Origin of the sequence: Clostridium pasteurianum DSM 525 = ATCC 6013, from assembly GCF_000807255.1 — a bacterium.
Classification (GTDB): domain Bacteria; phylum Bacillota; class Clostridia; order Clostridiales; family Clostridiaceae; genus Clostridium_I; species Clostridium_I pasteurianum.
Genome location: NZ_CP009268.1, coordinates 3384394 through 3407561, shown reverse-complemented (window position 1 = coordinate 3407561; position 23168 = coordinate 3384394). Strand labels below are relative to the sequence as shown.

The following is a 23168-nucleotide window of genomic DNA, read 5'->3' as shown; positions in this document are numbered from 1 at the left end:
ATCAAATTTTTAATATAGTTTTAAAAGAGGCTTCTATAGTATGTACTATAGGAGGTACAATAAGGAGGTAAATGTGTTGGGAAAAAGATGGTGGGATAAAAGTGTAATTTATCAAGTGTATCCTAAAAGTTTTTATGATTCCAATAATGATGGAATAGGTGATATAAGAGGTATCATTGAAAAGCTTGACTATTTAAAAGATTTAGGTATAGATATAATATGGTTGAGTCCAGTATATAAAAGTCCTATGGATGATAATGGCTATGATATTAGTGATTATTATGATATAGACAAGCAATTTGGCTCCATGGAAGATATGGACAGTTTAATAGAGGAAGGAAATAAAAGAGGAATTAAAATCATGATGGACTTGGTTATAAACCACACTTCTGATGAGAATGCTTGGTTTATAGAGTCAAAGAGCAGCATAGATAATCCTAAAAGAAATTTTTATATATGGAAGGATCCAAAACCAGATGGCAGTGCGCCAAATAACTGGCGATCTATATTTGGCGGCTCTGCCTGGGAATATGACGAAAATACAAAACAGTATTATCTGCATGTATTTTCAAAAAAGCAGCCAGACTTAAATTGGGAAAATGAACAGGTTCGAAAAGAACTTTATAAAATGGTTAATTATTGGCTGGATAAGGGACTTGGTGGTTTTAGAGTAGATGCCATAACTTATATAAAAAAAGACAACACTTTTAAATCTTTAGAAGCTGACGATAATGAGGGATTAGCTCATATAAATGCTGGTTCTTTAAATCAGGAGGGAATAGAGAACTTTCTGGCTGAATTAAAAGAAAATACATTTTCTAAATATGATATTGTAACTGTAGCAGAAGCACCAGGCATACCAAGGGAACAATTAAAGAAATACAGTGGACCAGAGGGTTTCTTTGATTTATTATTTGAATTTGGACATTCTGATTTAGATGTGGCTGAAGATGGAAAATGGTATACACCTAAAGAGTGGACACTGCAGGAATTCAAAGATGCTCTTTTTAAAAGTCAGGAAGTATATAATGACTTAGGTTTTGGAGCACTATTTTTAGAAAATCATGATCAGCCAAGATCTCTAAATAAGCTTATTAAGGAAGAGGATATAGGACTTTCTAGTGCAAAAATGCTGGCTACAATTTATTTTTTGTTAAAGGGTATTCCTTTTGTATATCAGGGTGAAGAAATAGGAATGACTAATGTTAAATATGATTCTATTGAAGAGTACAATGATATTTCTTCCATTGATCAATATAATAGTGCAATAAGGGATGGATTATCCAAAGAAGAAGCTTTAACTTCTGTGCATAATAGAAGCAGGGATAATGCGAGAATTCCAATGCAGTGGGATGACAGTAAAAATGCCGGATTTACAAAGGGAAAACCTTGGCTTAAGGCTAATAACAATTATAAAGAAGTAAATGTAAAAAATAATCTGGAAGCTGAGGATTCCATTTTAAATTATTATAAAAAACTGATTGATTTACGTAAAAACAGTGAATATTCTGATGTGATTGTATATGGTAAATACAAAGGCTTTATGGAAAATGATAAAAATATATTTGCCTATATAAGAGAATATGAGGATAAAAAGCTTTTAATATTAGCTAATTTCTATAGTCAAAATATAAAGCTTAAATTAAATTATACTGTAGAAAAAGTATTGCTATCAAATTATGGCTCATTTGATATATCTAATGGTGAAATATTCTTAAAACCTTATGAAGCATTGGTTCTGGCTGTTCTATAAATATTAAAATAAGCATGAATTTTTATAATAAGATTCATGCTTATTTTTCACTTATATATAATATACAATTGCTTTACAATTATAAGAATCTATAATTTCACATAAGAAACATTTATAAAAGAGTTAGCATATAATGGGATATTGTTAAATAAGCATCTTGTAGATTGTTATCATAAGATTACAAGTTTTATATTATACAAGCTGAAGTATTATAGCAACTAGTTATAGAATAAAATTTATAAGTGATTTATATAGATGATTGATATATAATAAGTTTAAAACAGTATTTTTATGTAAAATGGAGGATAGATGGCCATGGCAAGTATACGAGATGTAGCAAAAAAGGCAAATGTAGCAGCTTGTACTGTGTCCAGAGTACTAAATAACAGCGGGTATGTGGCACCAGAAACAAGAGATAAAATTGAAAAGGCAATCAAAGAACTAAATTATATACCAAATGAACTGGCACGAGGTATGTTTCGTCAAAAAGCAGGTATTATTGCAATGCTAGTACCAAATATTGTGCATCCTTTCTTTTCTACTCTAGCCAGCTATATAGAAAAAGAGTTATATAAAAACGGATACAAACTTATGTTATGTAGTACAGATGATGATATAAAAAAAGAAAAAGATTATATGGAAACACTGAAATCAAATATTGTAGATGGAGTAATATCTGGTGTAAGTAATTTGAAAGTAAAAGAATATAAAGATTTTAATAAACCTCTTGTGATGCTGGATTGTATTATCAATCCAAAGATTCCGGTGGTTGCTTCTAACCATAAGCTTGGAGGAGAATTAGCTGCAAGAAAATTTATTGAAAGTGGCTGTAAAAATGTAATTCACATATGTGATACTAAAGCTACAAAGGTATTATCTTATCAATGTCATGTTTCTTTGGAGAAGATACTAAAATCTAATAACATAGAAGCAACAGCTATTGAGATAAAATGGAATGACTTTGATTTTGAAGGATATCTAAAGCTTGCAAAAAAGGTACTTATGGAAAATGAGAGAATAGATGGTGTGTTCGCAGCAGATATGCCTGCTTCCGCTTTTTTAAAAGCTGCTGTGCAGCTTAATAAATCTGTCCCAAAGGATTTTTGTGTAGTAGCTTATGATGGAACTTATACTACTAACAGCAATATTTTAAATATAACTACTGTAGTACAGCAGGTATCTATAATAGCTAGTAAAGCAGTAGAAAATATATTAGCACTAATAGAAGAAGGTAAAATAATAGAATCTTATACTGAAGTAGATATATATTTAAGAGAAGGGGAAACAAGTTTTAAATCTATAGGAAATCAGTCTTTTTCGCCATAATATTTTAATATAATAATTTATTTTTGTATTGACAATATTCATATAATATATTACTATAAGCATATGAAACATGTTTCATGGTTTTGCACGAAATTGTAAACATATACATTGCTTAAAATACATGCAAAACTATAAAATTTTAATCTTGCTATTTTTACAAATAGCAAATATATTTTGCTTCTCAAGAAACATGTTTCATATGAATAAAGGGGGTTTTAAAATGTTAAAAAAATTAAGAGTAGGAGCAATATTTGCACTTGTGTTAATACTAATAGGAGGTATGGTAGGTTGCAGTTCTTCAAAGCATGATTATGATATATATATATTTAACGGTAAAATCGAAAATGGTGATGCCTTCAATAAACTTGCTGAAATATATGAAAAGGAGAAAGGGGTTAAAGTTAAAGTTTTTTCACTTGGTACAACAGAAGCAACAGATACTCTGAGATCTGCAATGAATTCAAGTGAAAAACCAACTATTTTTTCCGTAGGTGCAGGTACTGTTGAAGAGTGGAAATATAGTGGATATGCTCTTGATCTTAAAGATGCATCAGTTCCAGAGTTAAAAAAATTAGCTGAAAGTATACCAGAATCTATGAGATTACAAACAGAAAGTGGAGAAAATTATGGTATTCCATATAACATTGAGGGCTATGGACTGATTGTTAACAAAAAAATGATAGGAGACTTATTTGGGTTAACTGATACTACTCAATTTATTGAAGACTTTAAAAAAGCTAATTATGAAGAGTTTAAATATATGGTTATTGCTGTAAACGATTATATTAAAGAAAATAAAGTAAGTAACATAATGTTAAATGGACATACTTACAAATTAGCTCCAAATAAAACAGAACTTACATCAAAATTGAATGGTGTATTTTCTGTAGCAGGAGCAGAAAAATGGACTTATGGAGATCATTTCAGCAACTATCCCTTAAATACTGTATTTAGCAGTTTAGCTGCTGCACAAAAGGCAACAGATAGTCAGATTCAGAATTTAAAAGTACCTCTGGAAAAATCTGTTCAGGCATTGGATTTTGAAACAAGTTATCTTGCAGGACCCAAAAGTGCACTGACAAGAGGTGCGGATTTTATAAATTCTACAACTACAGGCTATGATCAAGCAGTGCAGACCTTTGCGGATGGAAAAGCTTTATTTATAAAACAAGGTAACTGGGTGTATAACAATATTAAAAAAGTAAATTCAGATATTACATCTTCATTAACTATGCTTCCGATGAAATTGCCATTTACAGATTTAGATATTAAGGTAAAAGGATTAACTGCTGAAAAATTTAATGAATCAATACCAGAATTTGTTCCAAGTTATTACGTGATTAATAAAAAAGTAAGTAGTGAAGAACAGAAAAAAGCAGAAGAGTTTTTAGTATGGCTTAATACTTCAGATACAGGTAAGAAATTTATTACAGACGAATTTGCTTTTGTACCATTCAATGCTGGGGATGATACTAAACTAGAAAATCCTTTAAGTAATGATTTAATCAGCTATAAAAAGGAGGAAAATATATTGTCTAATGCATTTAATGGAGCACCAAATTCTTGGGGGCAGGAGGCTTATGGAAAAATACTTCAGGAACAATATTTTACAAAAGCGAAATGGACTAAAGCAGATTATATAAAAGTAGCAAATTATTCTATAGAGAAGTGGAAAGAATTGAAGGCTGACTAATTACAGTAATAAATATAAAATTTATTGATATTGTGTAAAAGAAAATTCATTTTACCTATCTGGAGAGCTTAATCTAATTAGGTAGTATAAATTATATAAGAAACAACATTATTATAATTTTGAAAGGAGAATGAAAAATGGAGCAATTTTATAGAAAATGGTTTAAAATATTTTCGCTGCCCGCTATCATATTATTTGCAGTTGTTATTTTAATACCTTTTATTGTAGGTGTAATATACTCTTTCACTGCCTGGCGTGGAACTTATTTTATGGGAGGTGAACATTGGTGGCAGGCTTTAGTAGGATTTGATAACTATGCAAAGGTATTTCAATCAGATAAATTTAGAACAGCATTTTTATATACTATTAAATTTACTGTTATTGCAGTAATTGTAGTAAATGCATTTTCATTAATTCTTTCTATGCTATTAGTAAAAACACAAAGAGGTGCTGGTATATTTAGAGTCATATTCTACATGCCTAATTTATTAGGAGGATTGGCATTAGGTTTTATTTGGCAGTTTATATTTCAGATTGTTTACTCTAAGATATTTTTCGGTGAAAATGGCATTATTCATATACCTTTTTTAACTAATATGACCCAAGATTCTACAAAGGCCATGTTTGCACTAGTAATAATGGTTACCTGGCAGATGGCAGGATATATGATGCTTATTTATGTAAATGGTTTAAACACTATATCTAAAGATTTATACGAGGCCGCAAGTATAGATGGAGCAAGTCCAACTCAAAGGTTTTTTAAGATCACGGTGCCAATGCTTATGCCTTCGTTCACAATTGTATTTTTTCTTACACTTTCTAACTGTTTTAGATTATTGGATCAAAATTTAGCGTTGACAAATGGAAACTTCGGTACTAGAATGTTGGCACTCCAAGTTCTACAGACTACTAAGGATACTGTTCCACCAAATTATGGTTTTGCTCAGGCACAAGCTGTTATATTTTTTATTCTTATTGCTATAATTGCTTTAGCACAAGTCTCTGTAATGAAAAAGAAGGAGGTTGAAGCTTGATGAAATCTATAAAAACCATGGGGAATAAGAAAAAAATTAAAAATTATATTATTTATATAGTTTTAGGCTTAGGAGCTATTTATACACTCTTTCCGTTATTGTTCCTATTTATTAATTCATTTAAAGGACAATCGCAGATTGTAAGTTCACCTCTTTCTTTACCTAAAAACTGGAGCCTTGTCTATATTAAAAATGCTTTTGAACAAATTCATTTATTTAGTAGTCTGGGTTATACAATATTAATAACAGTGTTAGCTGTAGGGTTAATAGTAATAGTGTCATCTTTTACTGCATGGATAATGGTGAGAAGTAAATCTAAACTCAGCAATATTTTATTCCTTATTTTTACAGGAGCCATGTTAATACCTTTTCAATCTTTAATGTATCCATTGATTAGTTTTATGGATGCCTTGCATTTAAAGAATATAGGTGGTTTAATCATAATGTATGGTGGCTTTGGTTTAAGTCTTTCTGTGTTTTTATATCATGGATTTTTAAAAAGTGTACCTGCATCCTTAGAGGAAGCTGCAATAATTGATGGAGCGAATGTGTTTCAGGTGTTCTTTAAAGTTATATTTCCATTAGTGAAACCAACCACTGTAACTGTAATAATATTAAATGCAGTATGGATCTGGAATGATTATTTGTTACCATTTTTAGTTCTTGGAAATTCGGGGAAAAAGACGTTAACTTTGTCTTTATATTATGCTAAAAATCTTTCAGGTCAATACGGAAATCCCTGGGAGTTAGTCTTCCCATCAGTGTTCATTGTTATTATACCAATAATTATTCTATTCCTGTTTCTTCAGAAATATATTATAGCTGGAGTTGCAGATGGAGCAGAGAAAGGCTAATATATTTAATAACAAAATATAGAAAAATTAAAAATATTATTAATTTAGATTGCTATATTGCTTATAAAATAATTCAATTTTATAAGCAATATAGCAATTTTATGATTTAATTTATGTAATTAAATTATAAATTAAGTAAATTACAAGATAATAAATAAATTTACTTTAAAGTAAAAGTGGTTGATGTTTTTTTAAAAATCTATACAATAAAAGCATAGGAGGTTTTAGGGACTTTAATAGATTATAAATTTTGTTTAATTTTTATTTTGCAGGGGGTATTCAATGAATAGGAATATGATATTTTTTGATATTGATGGAACTATAATAACCGAAGGAACACACATTTGTCCTAAGAGTACAGAAAATTCAATAAAGAAGGCTCGTGAAAATGGTCATCTGGTTTTTATTAATACTGGTAGAACTTTTTTCAATGTAACTGAGGATATACGCAGCATTGGCTTCGACGGCTATGTTTGCGGTTGTGGAACTTACATAAATTATAATGATAAAGAACTTTTGTATAAATCTTTAGAAAGAGAAAAGTGTATTGAAATAGTACAAAAACTTCGAGAATATAGAGTTAATGCACTCTGTGAAGGATTAAATGATGTTTTCTTCGATAATAGAAGACCAAGTATAGGTCATCTTGCAAGGATAAAAGCACAATTTGGAGCTCAAGGATTTGATGTGTCAAAATCTTGGGATGATCCAGAAATAAGTTTTGATAAATTTGTTGTTTGGAAAGAAGAAAGTAGTGATTTTGAAAAATTTTATTCTTATATTATAGAAGAATTTGATTACATTGATAGAGGTAATAATTTTGGAGAGGTAGTACCTAAAGGATATTCAAAGGCAACTGGAATTAAGTTTCTGCAGGAATATTTTGATATACCTTTAGAAAATTGTTATGCTATTGGCGATAGTACTAATGATTTGCCAATGCTTGAATATGTTCCTAATAGTGTTGCTATGGGAAACAGCACACCTATCTTATTTGATTCCGTAGATTTCGTTACAAAGCATATAGAAGAAGATGGAATTGAACATGCATTAAAGCACTATGGGATTATATAGATAGTAGTGATTTATGTTATAATTAAATATTGTAACGTATAAATTACTATAAGGTGATAAAATGGATAAAAACTTATTGATGCAAATATTCAATGAACAGATTACCGGAAAGAATCATTCTAAAGGTTTAAGAATTGTGGATAATGACTTAGTTTCTTCCATAGAATTTGACAGTGAGGGAGAAATTGTCTACATAAAGGGGAAAGTAATTTCAGAAAATCTTTTTAGTGAATATAAAACCAGTATTGAAATGGATGCTGTAAATAATATTATAGTATCCACTTATTGCAGCTGCAAGGATTATGAAAACAATGAGCATAGACAAAATTATTGTTGTAAACATCTAATGGCTACTTTTTATAAATCAATAAATAAACTCATAGAGCAGCCTCTTTTAAATTCATCAAAAACTGAAGCCTTATTTGAGCATAATAAAAATATTGTAGATACAGATACCTTGGATATACTTTTAGGCAAGGATAGAGATAAATGTGAAGTAAAAATAGAGGTCTATATAAATAGAAATCAATGGGACCATAGTATTTCAGCAGAATTTAAAATAGGAACTAGTTCTATGAGTTCAAATAATCTCTATGTATTAAAAGACATAAATCAGTTTCTTATGGCAATATATAATGGGATTCCTGTAACCTACGGTAAAAATTTTACGTTGAATATGCATGAAAATAAACTTGGTATGAAGAATAGAAAACTTGTGGATTTTATTCAGACTCTTTTAAGTATAGATGGATCTTCAAACTATTTTAGAAGAGTAAAAAAGTCAAATATAGAGGGGAAATACATACATATACCAGATTATTTATTGAGGAATTTTTTTCATACAATAAAAAATCATAGGGTTTATCTAAATACAGGTTTTTTATATAGAAGTTTTGAAACGGAAATATTGGAAACCCCTCCACCTATTGAATTTGATTTAAGAATAGTAAAGGGAGAATATGTGCTTAAATTACTAGGGGATGCTCCCCTGGTATTGGGAAACAAGGAAAATATATTTTTATATGGAACAAGTATATATATGCCAAATTATGAGTATTGCATTAAAATAAATCCTTACATTAATGTATTTAAAACCAGTAAAATAGTTAAATTACCAATTTCACGGGAAGAGATCATATTAAGAGATCTGATCCCCAATTTAGATTTTTTAGCAGAGGATATCACCTTATCTAAATCTATAAGAGATAAAATAGTGAAGGAAAAATGTGAACCTAAATTTTATTTTGATAAAGATGGAAAAGATATTATTGTAACATTAAAGGTTAAATATGGAGCTTTTGAATTTAACATATTTGAAGATTGTACAGAAAAAATCATATATAGAGACTCAAAGAAAGAATCACAGGCTTTAGGGATGCTCAGAGGTCTCGGTTTTGAAGAAATAAACAATAAGTTTTACATACTTTGGGGAGATGACTATATTTTTCGATTCTTTAAAAGTGAAGTGAATAGACTTCAAACTTTAGGAGAGGTATTTTATTCTGAAAACTTTAAAGGTATTAAGTCAATTAATTCAAAGAATATAAGTGCACATATAAAAACGGGAAAGTACAATTATTTTGAAATGGACTTTAATCTAGGAGATATACCTGCCGGTGAAACGGCAATTATACTGAGAGCCTTTAGAGATAATCTAAAATACTATAAGCTTAAAAGTGGAGAATACCTTGATTTAGAGGAATTGGAAATTAGAAAATTTTTAAAGCTTTTGGATTCTGTGTCACCGATAAACATAAAGAAAAATCACATTGAAATTCCCAAAAATAAGGGCCTTTATATAGATGAATACATGGAAAAAAATAAAATCAGGTATATTAAGGGTAAAGCTGAACTTAAAAAGATAAGGAATAAGTTCGGTAAAATAGATAGTCTTAGTTTTAAGGAACCAGAAAATTTACAGGGAAGTCTAAGAGAGTATCAAAAAATAGGGTATAACTGGTTTAGGACTTTAGACTATTTGGGATTTGGCGGAATACTTGGAGATGAAATGGGACTGGGTAAAACCTTTCAATCCATTACTTTTTTATTGTCAAACCCAGGGAAAAAATCATTGATTGTGGTGCCCACTTCTCTAGTATATAATTGGGCACATGAATTTGAAAGATTTGCTCCAACTATGAACATAGCGGTAGCTAACGGATCAAAAAAAGAAAGAGAAGGAATAATTAAAAATATAGATAAGTATGATGTTATTATAACTACTTATAATCTCTTAAAAAGAGATTTCCAATTGTATAGATCCATAGAATTTGATTATTGCTTGTTAGATGAGGCTCAAAATATAAAGAATTCACATTCTCAAAATGCATTAACTGTAAAAAAAGTAAAAGCTAAAAGTAGATTTGCATTATCAGGAACTCCTATGGAAAACTCTGTCATGGAACTTTGGTCTGTATTTGATTTTATAATGCCAGGCTATCTTTATGATGAAAAGAGGTTTAGTGTAAGGTATTATAAAAAAATTAAAGAAGAACCAGAAGTTATTGAGGATTTAAATAGACTTATAAAACCTTTTATTTTAAGACGAAGGAAAAAAGATGTAATAAAGGAATTACCAGATAAAATAGAAAAGACTATGATGATTAATTTAGAAGATAAACAGAAAAAAGTCTATGGAACTTATGCAAAGCATGCAGTGGAGTTAATTAAAAAGAAAGTTCAAGATGAGGAATTTAAGAACAGTAAAATAGAAATTTTGGCATATATAACTAAATTAAGACAGATATGCCTTGATCCATCTGTAGTAATGGAAGATTACAATGGAAGTAGTGCTAAAATAGAAGCACTGTCAGATTTATTAACTCAGAGTATTGAAGAAGGTCATAGAATACTTGTATTCTCACAGTTTACCTCCGTTCTTAAAAATATAGCAAAGAGAATAGAATTGGAGAAAATAGATTATAGCTATCTAGATGGATCTGTATCTTCAAAAAATAGAATGAGTCTTGTGGAAAGCTTTAATAGAGGAAAAAATTCAGTATTCCTTATAAGTTTAAAAGCTGGTGGTACAGGATTAAATTTAACATCAGCAGATGTAGTAATTCATTTCGATCCCTGGTGGAATCCTGCGGTAGAGCAGCAGGCTACAGATAGAGCTCATAGAATAGGACAGAAAAATGTAGTGGAAGTAATAAAGCTAGTGGCTAAGGGAACTATAGAGGAAAAAATTATAGAGCTGCAAGAAGAAAAGAAGAAGCTCATAGACAGTTTACTTGGAGATGAAGTTTTTAGTGGAGATGGAATTGCAGATTTAACTGAAGATGAAATAGTAAACTTATTTAAATAACACAGTATTTCATTGATAGAAAAGTAGTTATCCCAATGAGAAATACTATGTACTAATATAATAAAAAGTTTATATAGAAAAAAATAATAAAAAATACTTGATATTAGTAAATAATAGTGATACAATAATATTAAGCTTAAATGAATCGTAATTAATGTAACACAAATATGTTTCAATTAGTACTTAAAAATAGTATTCTATATCGAAATTTTATTGTTGTATTATTACAAAGAGTTTAAGGAAAGTAAAATTTCGGAGGTAAGGTTTAAATGAACGGTACAGTTAAATGGTTCAATGCACAAAAAGGATTTGGATTTATTACAGGAGAAGATGGAAAAGATGTTTTCGCACATTTTTCACAGATAAATGCAGATGGATACAAATCTCTTGAAGAAGGTCAAAATGTTTCTTACAACGTAGTTGAAGGACCAAAAGGACCTCAAGCTGAAAATATCACTGTTCTATAATTAGTAGATATTTTAATCCCTTAAAGCTAAGCTTTAAGGGGTTTTTTGAATTTTACATAAATATAAATTTACAAGTATCAAGTTAAGAAGAGATTAATATTTTTGTCTATTTTAATTTAGTTAGGATATATATCCTAACTAAATTAATTTTAATAAATTTTTGGGAGTAGTGGAGTTTCTACATTATATGTAATATGCAGAAACAGTATTAGATTAAATTTTGCTTAGTACTACCATATAGATTGGAATTACAAATATAGATGCAATTGTAGTTACTGTTATTATAACTGCAGCAAAGGAATGATCTGCATTGTAAGACTTTGCTATTATAGAGGAGTTTGTCATTACAGGCATAGCAGCTTGTATTACAAAAACACTTCTCATAAGAGAGGGTATTGGCATAAACAAGCATAATATAAAAATAAGAACAGGAGATAGAATAAATCTACCGAAGAATATAGCTATCATTTCTTTACAAAGTTTGAATGCACTTTTATCCACAGAGTAAATAGTTATACCTATAAATATCATAGATAGTGGTGTAGAAAGATTACCTAAGTATTTGCAAGTACTCATTAAAGAATCTGGTAATTTAATTCCGAAAATAATAAAAACAAGACTTATGAGATAGCCTATAAGAGGGGGAGATAATATTTTTTTTATGGTCTTCATAGAAAAAAATCTGGATTTTTCTTCAGTACCATCTTTACTTATTTCATACACACCTAGTGTCCAAAAAAATATTGTATTAGCTACATAGTATAAGAGAACATAGGGTATACTTTTTTCTCCAAAGAGAGCCAGATTAATAGGCAATCCCATAAATATTGTATTGGAATTAAAAAAGCAGGAAGTAAAAAGACCTTCTCTATTTTTTTGTACATTTAATATTTTGGCTACAGCTGTACCTATTAAAAATAAGATAAATATTGATAATAAGGGTATACTGAGTCCTTTAAAAGAATGTATAAGTTCATTTCTGTCAAAATTCTCTAACATTATACTAAAAAGCAATGGAGGTAATGATATTTTAATTACAAGCTTTACTAGTAAATCTGTAGAATTTTTATTAAACCACTTTTTATATGCCAGTACATAGCCAATAATAATCATTATGGCTATACTTAATACATTTCCTATAGATGTAAGCAGCATTAATAAGTCTCCTTTTATTTTAGTCTATTGATATATGTATTCTAAAATACAGCACTTTCTTATAGTATACACTACAAGAAAGTGCCTTTCCAGAATGAGGGTATATATTAGGGCTATATATAATATTAATAGTATAGGCTGTTAAATTTTATTATACAGAAATACAATCTAAATCATTGTCTTTAATAGTATTTACAGGCCATGTTGGTGCCTCACCCATTAAGACTTCATGTATGCCTAGTGTTGAATGAAGAGCCATTCTTTTAAGAGTTTCATTTGTAAAAGCAGCAGTGTGTGGAGTCACAATTACATTTTCAAGTTTAAGAAGGGGATTATCCTTAGAAGGAACTTCACCTTCAAATACATCTATTGCAGCTCCAGCAAGTTTGTTTCCTGTAAGAGCTTCTACAAGAGCTTCCGTATCCACAACTTCTCCACGAGCAGTATTTATAAGGAAAGATCCATCTTTCATAAGACCTATTTCTCTTTTACCAATTAATTTTTTTGTCTTATCTGTAAGAGGAATATGTAAGCTTACAAAGTCAGAATTTTTAAGTACATAATCCATATCTTCAGTAAGTTCTACATTTTCCATTGCTGTTACATTTTTAATATTTCTCTTGTAACCTATAACTTTCATTCCAAATCCTTGAGAAGCTTTTTGAGCAACTAGATTTCCGATATTACCCATACCGATTATTCCAAGAACTTTACCTTCAAGGTCCATTCCAAAAGTTTGTCTTATTTGGAAATTTCCCTTTCTCAATTCTTTGTCATATATTCTGTATATTTTACTTAGAGAAAGTACCAAACCTATTGTATACTCAGCTACTGAATTTTTATTTGACTCAGGTGAGTTGGTAACTTGGATGCCAAGTCTTGTAGCAGCTTCTACATCTATAACATCTACACCTACTCCATGCATTGATACAACCTTAAGTTTTTTACCAGCTCTCATAACTTTTTCTGTGATATGACCATTACGAGTTAGTATAGCATCACAACCTTCAACTTCTCTTATTAATGTTTCTTCTTTTATGTCGGAACAAATTTTTATTTCATATCCTTGTTCTATAAGAAAATCTTTTCCTGCTTTATTAATATCTTCAGTAAGTAAAACTTTATAACTCATTTATAAACACTTCCTTTAATAAATTTTTTTATCAATAATATATGAGAATAACTTTATTAAGTTATTTTTCTGCGTTAATACTCGCATTGACAAGTTCAAAATTAATTTTTATGAATTTTTCAATTCTATCCAATCCTTTTTTTAGATTATCTAGATTGTCAGAATAGGAAATTCTCATGTATCCTTCCCCTTTATCTCCAAAGGCATCTCCAGGAACAACAGCTACTCCAGCTTCATCTAAAAGCCTTAAACAAAATTCGTTACTCTTTATTCCAAATTTCTTTATAGAAGGGAAGATATAAAAAGCACCCTTTGGCATTTCAACATCAAGACCCATTTTTACAAGCCTGTCATATACATAATTTCTTCTTCTAATAAATTCATTTTTCATGTCAATTGCATCCTGTCTGCACTCTTTCATCCCAGTAAGGGCTCCCCATTGGCATATTGAAGGGGCACAGGAACAGTTGTAAGAATGAACTTTTAGCACAGCCTTTATAATTTGTTCACTGGCACAAACATATCCTACACGTAAACCAGTCATGGAGAACATTTTTGAAAAACCACTTACTAAAATAAATTTATCTTTAATATCCTCATGTTGTATAGGAGTATAGTATTCATCAAAACAGAGTTCACAATAGATTTCATCACTTATAGCTATAATGTTATTGTTTTTTATTATTTCATATAAACTTTCCCTGTCATTTTTACTTAGTATAGCTCCGGTTGGATTTGAAGGAAAACATAATACAATGGCTTTAGGCTTATGTATTTTTAATTTGTATTCTAGATCCTCTATATTAATGGAAAAGTCATCGTTGAATTCATAGTAAATTGGATCTGCACCACACAATTTTAAAAGTGATTTATAAGAAGGAAAGCCGGGATTTGGTATAAGAACTTTGTCACCAGAATTGATAACAGCTTTAAAAGCACATAATAGACCTTCGGCACAGCCAACAGTTAAAGCTGTCTCATCAGGTGAGTATTTTATATTCTTTTCTAGTAGATACTTGCAGATTTCTTCTCGCAATTCAGGTATTCCGGCATTAGAAGTATACCCTGTTTTTCCTAAATCAAGGGCCTCTGATACTGCGGTTTTAATTTTTTCAGGTACTGGAAAGTCTGGTTCACCAAAAACAAATGATAAGGCATCTGGATAGTTTTGCAGGGCATTAAAAAACTTTCTTATTCCTGATATTTCAATACTTTCAATATCTCTTGCAATAATATTTTCCATAAGGCTTCTCCTCCAGTTATTAGTAAATCTCATCTATTGGTAGCTTATATTACCAATAGGCTTAAATTGACAATCAATATTTTTTATAAGTTGACAATTAATATTATTATAATTATGTATTGACGATGATAATAATGTAATTTTAAAGTGATTATATTATCAAGTTGTTAATGAATTTCTTGAAACTCATTATAATTTATTTTTATATGTCAAACAATCAACGAATTGTATGTAAAAATTAGATATAAATATACAACTTGTACATGTAAATGGATAACATAGTGAAATGAATAGAATTTACTACAATATAAGGAACTATTTTTTATATTATAAAATTTTTTTATAAAAATTATAAATTTTATTTATTTGATAAATTTTTAAATATATTATTGCTTAATTAAAAATATTATGATATATTACTAATTAATTTAACCCGTTGCCCACAGTTAAATTGATTAGTAAAAATTGTAAATGAAAAGAATAATCTATATTATACATTTACATTGAGGATTCTATTACAGTTGTAAAACTTTTGCATCTGTCATATCAACAGTATTTTATAATAGACACGCCCATGTTTGTTAAAATTCTAGAGATCCCAAGTATTTTAGTATTATATCAGTTAAATAATTATATATGTTGTTAATTTATTGTCCAAATTTTAATAGATAAATTCTATTGAAGTTAAATTTTGTTGCAGTAAATTAATATTAAGTATAATGTTTGATGTTACATAAAAAATACAATTAATGTAAATAATTTAATATGGACATAGGGTTGATTTATAGCTTAATGCATTAAATATTTTAAATTTAAAGTAATAAAAATCAAGGAGGAACTAAATATGAAAATAGTTATTGTTGGTGGAGGCTGGTCTGGATGTGCAGCAGCTGTATGTGCAAAAAAAGGTGGAGCAGAAGTTACACTACTTGAAAGAACTGATATGCTTTTAGGAACAGGCTTAGTTGGTGGAATAATGAGAAATAATGGACGTTATACTGCCACTGAAGAATTAATTGCCATGGGCGGAGGAGAAATATTTAAGATTGTAGATGATAATTCAAAACATAAGAATATAGAATTCCCAGGACATAGTCATGCCAACTTATATGACATAGGAAAAACTCCTGCAGCTGTATTAAGTTATCTTAAAGAAATTGGTGTAAATGTAGTTTTTGAAGCAAGAATGACAAAAGCTAATATGGAGGATAATTCTATAGTCAGCGTTGAAGATGCAAAAGGTAATGTCTATGAGGCTGATGTATTTATAGATACAACAGGAACAGCAGGACCTATGAATAATTGTACTAAATATGGTAATGGATGTGCTATGTGTATATTAAGATGTCCAAGCTTTGGAGGAAGAGTAAGTTTGACAGGACTTACTGGCATAAAAGAATATGTTGGTAAAAAGGCAAATGGTTCTGTAGGAGCTATGAGTGGTTCATGCAAATTATATAAAGAATCTTTGTCATCTGAAATAGTTGAAGAGTTGAACACAAAAGGTGTAGCTGTAATACCTATACCAGAAGAACTTATAGAGGATCATTTAGATATAAAAGCTTGTCAACAATATGCTTTAAAAGAATTTAAGAAAAATGTAATTCTTTTAGATACAGGACATGCAAAATTAATGACACCTTATTATGAGCTTGCAAAATTAAGAATGATACCTGGTTTTGAAAATGCAAGATATGAAGATCCATATGCTGGTGGAAAAGGTAATTCTATGAGATATTTTGCTATGGCACCAAGAGATAATAAGCTTAAGGTAGAAGGGGTAAATAATCTATTCTGCGCTGGTGAAAAAGCTGGACTTTTAGTTGGACATACTGAAGCAATAGTTACAGGAACTCTAGCTGCATATAACAGCGTTAAATTCTATAAGGGAGAAGAACAACTGGAAATTCCAAGACAATTAGCTATAGGAGAAGCAATTGCATATGTAAAAGAACAAATGGAAACAGAAGAAGGATTATCTAAGAAATATACTTTTTCAGGATCAGTACTTTTCGATAGAATGAAAGAATTAGGATTATATACTATAAATAATTCTGATATTAAAAATAAAGTTGAAGAACTACAATTAAAAGATATTTTCTCTTATAAGACTGAAGTACCAAGTGAATTAAATCTGCAGGGAGCAAAATAAAATTATTCTATAGATAATTATGGGTTTAAAACTAAGGAATACTTATACAATACAATTTATTTATCAATGAGTAGTATTGTATAAGAACTTCCAAAATTTAAAATAAATTTAGAGGTAATTTAAAATTAAATTACACTATGGAGGTAGTTAATAATGGTAAGTTTAGGTATTCTGCATTACATCTACATAATAATGACTATAGTTATAATTGTAACTTTATTAATGAAAAAAGAAATTGTTCTTCCTTGTATCATAGGTACCTTCCTAATAGGAATTGTTTATTCGGGAAATTTACTTAAAGCAGTACAGATTATGTATAATTCTGTAGTGGAATCAGGTACTCAATTTTTAGGAATAATAGTTGTAATATCATTAGTTGTTGCTATGTCAAGATCATTAAGTGATATAGGTTCAGATGAATTGATGATGAAACCTATAAAAAAGGTTATTAGAACCAAGAAAATGGCTTTCTTTGTAATAGGATTTGTAATGTTAATTGTATCCTGGTTTATTTGGCCATCACCTGCAGTTGCTCTTATTGGAGCATTATTACTGCCAGCAGCATTAGAAGTTGGATTACCTGCTATTTGGGCAGCCAGCGCAATGAATTTATTTGGACACGGTATGGGTTTATCTTCTGACTTCTTTATACAGGGGGCACCTGCAATAACAGGTAAAGCAGCAGGAGTTAGTACATTAGCTGTAATGAAGGCTATGCTTCCATTATGGATAGTTATGAGTGTTGTAACTGTTGGAGTTGCATTTTTTATGATGTTACGTGACCTTAAGAAAAATCCTCAGTATGAGAATGAAATAGCAGCTACTTTGGCTCCAGAAGCTGAGGTAAATGGTGTAATAGAAGAAGATAACAGTAAAAGTAAGTCTTCTGCAGCTAGATTATTTATTGCTGTAATAACACCAGCAGCTTTTATAATTGATGTAATCTTTATGTGTAAATATCACATAGTTGGTGGAGATGCTACTGCACTTGTAGGAGGAACTGCAATAATAATAATGTCTATAGTTACAGTTTTACATGGTAATCTATCAGAATCTCTTGAAAGAATAACAGATAATCTAAAAGAAGGATTTATATTTGGTATAAAGATATTTGCTCCTGTAATTGTAATAGCATCTTTTTTCTTCATGGGAAGCGAAGAAACTGCAAAGACCATATTAGGGCCTAATGCTAGAGGATTACTTAATGATATAGGAATGTACTTAGCTGGAATAATTCCTATGGCAAAATTTCCAATAGCTTTAATGCAGGCTGCAATAGGTGGTATAACAGGACTTGATGGATCTGGTTTCTCAGGACTTCCTCTTGTGGGATCGTTAGCTCAAACTTTTTCCACAGCAACTGGTGGAAATAGAGAAGTACTTGCTGCCCTAGGACAGATAGCCACAGTATGGGTCGGAGGAGGAACAATAATTCCATGGGGAGTTATACCTGTTGCTGCAATATGTAATGTAAAGCCAACCGAACTAGCTAGAAGAAATTTAATACCTGTACTTGCAGGACTTTTAGCTACTATAGTAGTTGCTATGTTTATGATATAAATATATTTCTTTGAATTTAATTGGTTAAAAATCATTTTATGACATATATTATAACACTGAAATTTTGTTAAAAAAGTATATATTCAAAAGTTTATGACATTCATAAATAGTAATATATTTTTGTAATATATTATCAATAGAATTAATAAAATACTTCCAAATTTAAAAATAATATTGATCATTAGCTGTCTCACAATACATATGTATTGTGAGACAGCTTTTTGTTATGCTACATCAAAAATAATTAAATATGGACACCTTGAAATTTAATGAATAGGTATACAATGTACAACATGTACATACATACTGAATATTTACATACAGAACGTTGATTGTAGAGCCTTAAAAAAAGAATTATAATAAAACATATTCAAAATGTTTGATAATTTGATAATGTATTTGGCTTTAAATTATCGAATTATTATGTATACTATAATTTTAACCTGACTAACTTGCGTAAGTCTCCCCCTTATTCAAGTGGGAGTTCAACGCCAAGTAAGCCATGCATTTGCAGTTCTAAAATTCAGATGGGGTAAAAGAATTCCCACTTGAATTAAGAACTTGCTTCAATAAGATAAAAATAAGTGATAGATTTAGAATTTTATAACTGAAATTTATTCATTTATTAATTTCATATTATTAATTTCTACATATTATGTTAGGGGGAGGAGATCTTATGTATGAATCAGTTATAAGACTTAGGATGGGCAATAATGACGCACATTATGGTGGAAATCTGGTAGATGGTGCTAAAATACTTGCTTTATTTGGTGATGTGGCGACGGAACTTTTAATAAAGCATGATGGAGATGAGGGCCTATTTAAAGCTTATGAAAGTGTAGAATTTATTGCTCCAGTTTATGCCGGGGATTATATAGAGGTTGTTGGAAGTATTACTAAAGTAGGTAACACATCACGAAAAATGAGTTTTGAAGCCAGAAAAGTAATATCTCAAAGAACAGATATCAATGATTCAGCAGCGGATTTTCTTGAAAATGCCATTGTTGTCTGTAAAGCTGTTGGGGTATGTGTAGTACCAAAAGATAAGCAGAGAAGAGCTAAATAACGGCTCAAAAGTCATATATCATAAAAATAATTAGTTGATATGTATTTATCTTATATATAATACTGTGGGCGCAGTGTTTATTTTCAAATTACTTAGTGGAGGAATGATATGGAAAAATTGATTATTACTGCAGCTATATGCGGTGCAGAAGTAACAAAAGAGCAAAATCCTGATATACCTTATTCTGTTGAAGAAATTGCAAGGGAAGCTGAAAGTGCATATAAAGCTGGTGCCAGTATAATTCATCTCCACGTAAGGGAAGAAGATGGTACCCCTACACAAGATATAAAAGTATTTAAAAAATGTATTACAGCCATTAAGGAAAAATGTAATGATGTAATAATTCAGTTATCTACCGGTGGGGCAGTCGGTATGAGTGATGATGAAAGATTAGATTGCATTAATTTAAAACCAGAAATGGCAAGTTTAGACTGTGGTACTTTAAACTTTGGGTTAAATGATATATTTGTAAATACAGAAAAAACTATAAACTATTTCGCAAAAAAAATGAAAGAGTTTCATGTAAAACCAGAGATAGAAGTATTTGATAAGAGTATGATAGATACGGCCCTTAGAATTTATAGAGAAGGTCTATTAGAAAGACCTCTTCAATTTAATTTTGTAATGGGACTTAGAGGAGGAACAAGTGCAACTTTAAGGGATCTATCCTTTATGATTGGAAGTATACCTGAGGGATCAACTTATACTGTAACAGGTGTGGGGAGAGCACAATTTACTATGGCAGCTATGGCTATAGCAGCAGGGGGCAATGTAAGAGTTGGATTTGAAGACAATATTTATATTGACAAGGGCATACTTGCTAAATCAAATGGGCAGATGGTTGAAAAGGTAGTTAATATTGCAAAACATATAGGAAGACCAGTTGCTACTCCAAAGGAAGCAAGAGAAATTTTAAATATATACAGATAAGAGGAGGCATGTAAGTAAATGATAGGTGATAAATATGGTGTTAATAGAGTTATAGAGCCTAAAGGCACTTTACCTCAAGCGGCTGTAAAGATATCCAATGATATGAATATCTATGACAATGAAATTCTTATAGATGTAAATGCTCTAAATATAGATTCAGCAAGTTTTACTCAAATTGAAAAAGCAGAGGGTGGTGACGTGGAAAGAATTAAAAAGAGCATAATGAATATAGTAGCTGAAAGAGGCAAAATGCAAAATCCTGTTACAGGTTCTGGCGGAATGCTTATAGGGACAGTTGAAAAGATAGGTAAAGATCTTATTGGAAAGATTGATATTAACGTCGGTGATAAAATAGCTACTCTGGTGTCTCTATCCCTTACACCTCTTAGAATAGATAAAATAAAAAATGTATACAAGGAAATAGATAGAGTTGAAATAGAAGGAAAAGCAGTAGTCTTTGAAAGCGGCTTATATGTAAAATTGCCTTCTGATTTAAGTGAGAATCTTGCTCTTGCGGTACTTGATGTGGCAGGAGCCCCAGCACAAGTTTCAAAATTGGTAAAGCCTGGAGATAATGTGCTTATATTAGGTTCTTTTGGAAAATCGGGTGTACTTTGTGCTTATGAAGCAAAAAAGAGAGTTGGACCAACAGGTAAAGTAGTGGGTCTTGTTGCCTTTGAAAAAGATAAAGAAGAACTCATTAAAACTGGATTTTGTGATGAAGTAATTTTAGCAGATGCATCAAATCCTATAGAAGTCTTAAATAAGGCACTGGAAGCTAACAATGGAGAGGAATTTGATATATCTATTAATTGCGTAAATGTGGAAAATACAGAGATGTCTACAATACTACCTGTAAAAGATAATGGGACTTCCTATTTCTTTTCAATGGCTACAAGCTTTACAAAAGCCGCACTGGGAGCAGAGGGTGTAGGTAAGGACGTGAAGCTCTATATAGGAAATGGGTATACTAAGGGACATGCAGAAATAGCTCTTCATGAGCTTAGAGAATCCAATATAATTAAAGAAATTTTTGAAAAGAGATATGCCTGAGACATAGGAAATTTAGATAGTATAGTTATCTATTTGAATATGCTTGGCTGCTTATTAAAAGGAGATTTTATTATGGTGAAGAGTAGAAGATACAAACTTTTTAAAGAAGTAAAAGATAGTGAATGGAATGACTGGAAATGGCAGCTTAAGAATAGAATAGAAACAGTAGAGGAATTGAAGAAGTATGTAAAGCTTTCTGAAGATGAAGAAAACCAGATGAAAAAATGTCTGGAAAGATTTAGAATGGCTATAACACCTTATTATTTATCATTAATAGATCCAGAAGATGAGTTTGATCCAATAGCAAAACAGGCAATCCCTGACATTGATGAAATGTACATTTCAAATGAAGATCTTCTTGATCCCCTTCATGAAGACGGAGATTCTCCTGTGCCAGGACTTACTCACAGATATCCAGATAGAGTGCTTATGCTTATAACAGATCAATGTTCTATGTACTGCAGACACTGTACAAGAAGAAGATTTGCAGGTCATAAGGATAATTTCCTTCCAATGGAGCAAATTGAAAAATGTATAGAATATATTTCTTTAAATCCAGCAGTAAGAGATGTACTTTTATCTGGAGGAGATGCTCTTTTAATAAGTGATGATAAACTTGAATATATAATAAAGAGATTAAGAGCTATACCTCATGTGGAAATAATAAGAATAGGATCAAGAGTTCCTGTGGTTATGCCTCAAAGGATAACAGAAGACCTTGTTAATATGCTTAAAAAATATCATCCAATATGGCTTAATACTCATTTCAATCATCCAAATGAAATAACAGAAGAATCTAAAAAAGCCTGTGAAATGCTGGCAAATGCCGGTATACCTCTTGGAAATCAATCTGTTCTCTTAAGAGGAGTTAATGATTGTGTTCATGTAATGAAAAAACTTGTAAATGAACTTGTAAAAATAAGAGTCAGACCTTACTATATTTATCAATGCGATCTTTCTATGGGATTAAGCCACTTTAGAACCTCAGTATCTAAAGGAGTAGAGATAATAGAGGGACTTAGAGGGCATACTTCAGGCTATTGTGTTCCTACTTTTGTAGTAGATGCACCTGGCGGCGGCGGAAAAATTCCTATAATGCCTAACTATATGATAAGTCAGAGTAATGATAAAGTAATAATGAGAAATTTTGAAGGAGTAATAACTACTTATCAAGAACCTAAAAATTACAGTCCTGATTGTCACTGTGAAGTATGCAGAGGTAAGAAAAAGGTTCATAGAATTGGTATCTCGGGATTGTTAAATGGTGAGAATATTACTATAGAATGTGGTGGAAATGAAAGAAAGATGAGGACTCAAAAATTTATTTCAGAACATGAAGAATTAAGGGATAAGTCTAAAAATGTATAAC

17 protein-coding genes are annotated in these 23168 nt (G+C 30.3%); 14 read left to right on the top strand and 3 right to left on the bottom strand.

Annotated features, from left to right (window positions below; all coding sequences use genetic code 11):
- Positions 1 to 76: 76 nt before the first annotated feature.
- The 8 genes from CLPA_RS15370 to CLPA_RS15335 all read left to right on the top strand — a co-directional run bounded on the left by CLPA_RS15370 (position 77) and on the right by CLPA_RS15335 (position 11508).
- On the top strand, positions 77 to 1753 hold the full coding sequence (locus CLPA_RS15370) for a glycoside hydrolase family 13 protein (RefSeq protein ID WP_003445660.1): 1677 nt from the start codon (positions 77 to 79) through the stop codon (positions 1751 to 1753).
- A gap of 315 nt (positions 1754 to 2068) precedes the next feature.
- Positions 2069 to 3079, top strand: coding sequence for a LacI family DNA-binding transcriptional regulator (locus CLPA_RS15365; RefSeq protein WP_003445658.1), 1011 nt, complete (start codon positions 2069 to 2071; stop codon positions 3077 to 3079).
- Positions 3080 to 3299: 220 nt separating this feature from the next.
- Positions 3300 to 4772 carry an ABC transporter substrate-binding protein gene (locus tag CLPA_RS15360; RefSeq protein WP_003445656.1) on the top strand — a complete coding sequence of 491 codons (1473 nt, stop codon included), beginning with the start codon at positions 3300 to 3302 and terminating at the stop codon, positions 4770 to 4772.
- 137 nt (positions 4773 to 4909) lie between these two features.
- Positions 4910 to 5806 carry a carbohydrate ABC transporter permease gene (locus tag CLPA_RS15355; protein ID WP_003445653.1) on the top strand — a complete coding sequence of 299 codons (897 nt, stop codon included), beginning with the start codon at positions 4910 to 4912 and terminating at the stop codon, positions 5804 to 5806.
- Positions 5806 to 6660 (top strand): carbohydrate ABC transporter permease, encoded by an 855-nt coding sequence (locus tag CLPA_RS15350; RefSeq protein WP_003445650.1) that lies wholly within the window; start codon positions 5806 to 5808, stop codon positions 6658 to 6660. Before CLPA_RS15355 ends, CLPA_RS15350 begins: the two co-directional genes overlap by 1 nt.
- A gap of 282 nt (positions 6661 to 6942) precedes the next feature.
- Positions 6943 to 7734, top strand: coding sequence for an HAD family hydrolase (locus tag CLPA_RS15345; protein WP_003445649.1), 792 nt, complete (start codon positions 6943 to 6945; stop codon positions 7732 to 7734).
- A gap of 61 nt (positions 7735 to 7795) precedes the next feature.
- Positions 7796 to 11041: a DEAD/DEAH box helicase gene (locus CLPA_RS15340; RefSeq protein ID WP_003445647.1), complete on the top strand. Its 3246-nt coding sequence runs from the start codon at positions 7796 to 7798 to the stop codon at positions 11039 to 11041.
- A 269-nt stretch (positions 11042 to 11310) separates the two neighbouring features.
- Complete coding sequence (locus CLPA_RS15335; RefSeq protein WP_003445645.1) at positions 11311 to 11508, top strand: cold-shock protein; 198 nt, start codon at positions 11311 to 11313, stop codon at positions 11506 to 11508.
- Between the two features lie 213 nt (positions 11509 to 11721).
- Here CLPA_RS15335 and CLPA_RS15330 read toward each other — a convergent pair whose 3' ends face one another.
- The 3 genes from CLPA_RS15330 to CLPA_RS15320 all read right to left on the bottom strand — a co-directional run bounded on the left by CLPA_RS15330 (position 11722) and on the right by CLPA_RS15320 (position 15038).
- Positions 11722 to 12663 carry an AEC family transporter gene (locus tag CLPA_RS15330; protein ID WP_003445643.1) on the bottom strand — a complete coding sequence of 314 codons (942 nt, stop codon included), beginning with the start codon at positions 12661 to 12663 and terminating at the stop codon, positions 11722 to 11724.
- A 151-nt stretch (positions 12664 to 12814) separates the two neighbouring features.
- Positions 12815 to 13795, bottom strand: coding sequence for a hydroxyacid dehydrogenase (locus CLPA_RS15325; RefSeq protein WP_003445641.1), 981 nt, complete (start codon positions 13793 to 13795; stop codon positions 12815 to 12817).
- A 61-nt stretch (positions 13796 to 13856) separates the two neighbouring features.
- Positions 13857 to 15038 carry a pyridoxal phosphate-dependent aminotransferase gene (locus tag CLPA_RS15320; protein ID WP_003445638.1) on the bottom strand — a complete coding sequence of 394 codons (1182 nt, stop codon included), beginning with the start codon at positions 15036 to 15038 and terminating at the stop codon, positions 13857 to 13859.
- A gap of 844 nt (positions 15039 to 15882) precedes the next feature.
- Here CLPA_RS15320 and CLPA_RS15315 point away from each other — a divergent pair.
- From CLPA_RS15315 to kamA, 6 genes are all read left to right on the top strand, one after another.
- Entirely contained in the window at positions 15883 to 17190 is a 1308-nt protein-coding gene (locus CLPA_RS15315; protein WP_003445636.1) for an FAD-dependent oxidoreductase, read from the top strand.
- Positions 17191 to 17343: 153 nt separating this feature from the next.
- On the top strand, positions 17344 to 18750 hold the full coding sequence (locus CLPA_RS15310; RefSeq protein WP_003445634.1) for a hypothetical protein: 1407 nt from the start codon (positions 17344 to 17346) through the stop codon (positions 18748 to 18750).
- Between the two features lie 676 nt (positions 18751 to 19426).
- On the top strand, positions 19427 to 19816 hold the full coding sequence (kal, locus tag CLPA_RS15305; protein ID WP_003445632.1) for a 3-aminobutyryl-CoA ammonia lyase: 390 nt from the start codon (positions 19427 to 19429) through the stop codon (positions 19814 to 19816).
- A gap of 108 nt (positions 19817 to 19924) precedes the next feature.
- On the top strand, positions 19925 to 20746 hold the full coding sequence (gene kce, locus CLPA_RS15300) for a 3-keto-5-aminohexanoate cleavage enzyme (protein WP_003445623.1): 822 nt from the start codon (positions 19925 to 19927) through the stop codon (positions 20744 to 20746).
- 18 nt (positions 20747 to 20764) lie between these two features.
- Positions 20765 to 21799, top strand: coding sequence for an L-erythro-3,5-diaminohexanoate dehydrogenase (gene kdd / locus CLPA_RS15295; RefSeq protein ID WP_003445621.1), 1035 nt, complete (start codon positions 20765 to 20767; stop codon positions 21797 to 21799).
- A 72-nt stretch (positions 21800 to 21871) separates the two neighbouring features.
- The gene (gene kamA / locus CLPA_RS15290) at positions 21872 to 23167 is read left to right on the top strand and encodes a lysine 2,3-aminomutase (RefSeq protein WP_003445619.1); all 1296 of its coding nucleotides are present in this window, start codon (positions 21872 to 21874) and stop codon (positions 23165 to 23167) included.
- Position 23168: the final 1 nt, after the last annotated feature.

What these genes read in the sequence shown, in the direction of transcription:
- CLPA_RS15365 (WP_003445658.1), top strand. Translation starts at nt 2,069, where the DNA reads ATGGCAAGTATACGAGATGTAGCAAAAAAGGCAAATGTAGCAGCTTGT.
- CLPA_RS15360 (WP_003445656.1), top strand. Translation starts at nt 3,300, where the DNA reads ATGTTAAAAAAATTAAGAGTAGGAGCAATATTTGCACTTGTGTTAATA.
- CLPA_RS15355 (WP_003445653.1), top strand. Translation starts at nt 4,910, where the DNA reads ATGGAGCAATTTTATAGAAAATGGTTTAAAATATTTTCGCTGCCCGCT.
- CLPA_RS15350 (WP_003445650.1), top strand. Translation starts at nt 5,806, where the DNA reads ATGAAATCTATAAAAACCATGGGGAATAAGAAAAAAATTAAAAATTAT.
- CLPA_RS15345 (WP_003445649.1), top strand. Translation starts at nt 6,943, where the DNA reads ATGAATAGGAATATGATATTTTTTGATATTGATGGAACTATAATAACC.
- CLPA_RS15340 (WP_003445647.1), top strand. Translation starts at nt 7,796, where the DNA reads ATGGATAAAAACTTATTGATGCAAATATTCAATGAACAGATTACCGGA.
- CLPA_RS15335 (WP_003445645.1), top strand. Translation starts at nt 11,311, where the DNA reads ATGAACGGTACAGTTAAATGGTTCAATGCACAAAAAGGATTTGGATTT.
- CLPA_RS15330 (WP_003445643.1), bottom strand. Translation starts at nt 12,663, where the DNA reads ATGCTGCTTACATCTATAGGAAATGTATTAAGTATAGCCATAATGATT.
- CLPA_RS15325 (WP_003445641.1), bottom strand. Translation starts at nt 13,795, where the DNA reads ATGAGTTATAAAGTTTTACTTACTGAAGATATTAATAAAGCAGGAAAA.
- CLPA_RS15320 (WP_003445638.1), bottom strand. Translation starts at nt 15,038, where the DNA reads ATGGAAAATATTATTGCAAGAGATATTGAAAGTATTGAAATATCAGGA.
- CLPA_RS15315 (WP_003445636.1), top strand. Translation starts at nt 15,883, where the DNA reads ATGAAAATAGTTATTGTTGGTGGAGGCTGGTCTGGATGTGCAGCAGCT.
- CLPA_RS15310 (WP_003445634.1), top strand. Translation starts at nt 17,344, where the DNA reads ATGGTAAGTTTAGGTATTCTGCATTACATCTACATAATAATGACTATA.
- kal (WP_003445632.1), top strand. Translation starts at nt 19,427, where the DNA reads ATGTATGAATCAGTTATAAGACTTAGGATGGGCAATAATGACGCACAT.
- kce (WP_003445623.1), top strand. Translation starts at nt 19,925, where the DNA reads ATGGAAAAATTGATTATTACTGCAGCTATATGCGGTGCAGAAGTAACA.
- kdd (WP_003445621.1), top strand. Translation starts at nt 20,765, where the DNA reads ATGATAGGTGATAAATATGGTGTTAATAGAGTTATAGAGCCTAAAGGC.
- kamA (WP_003445619.1), top strand. Translation starts at nt 21,872, where the DNA reads ATGGTGAAGAGTAGAAGATACAAACTTTTTAAAGAAGTAAAAGATAGT.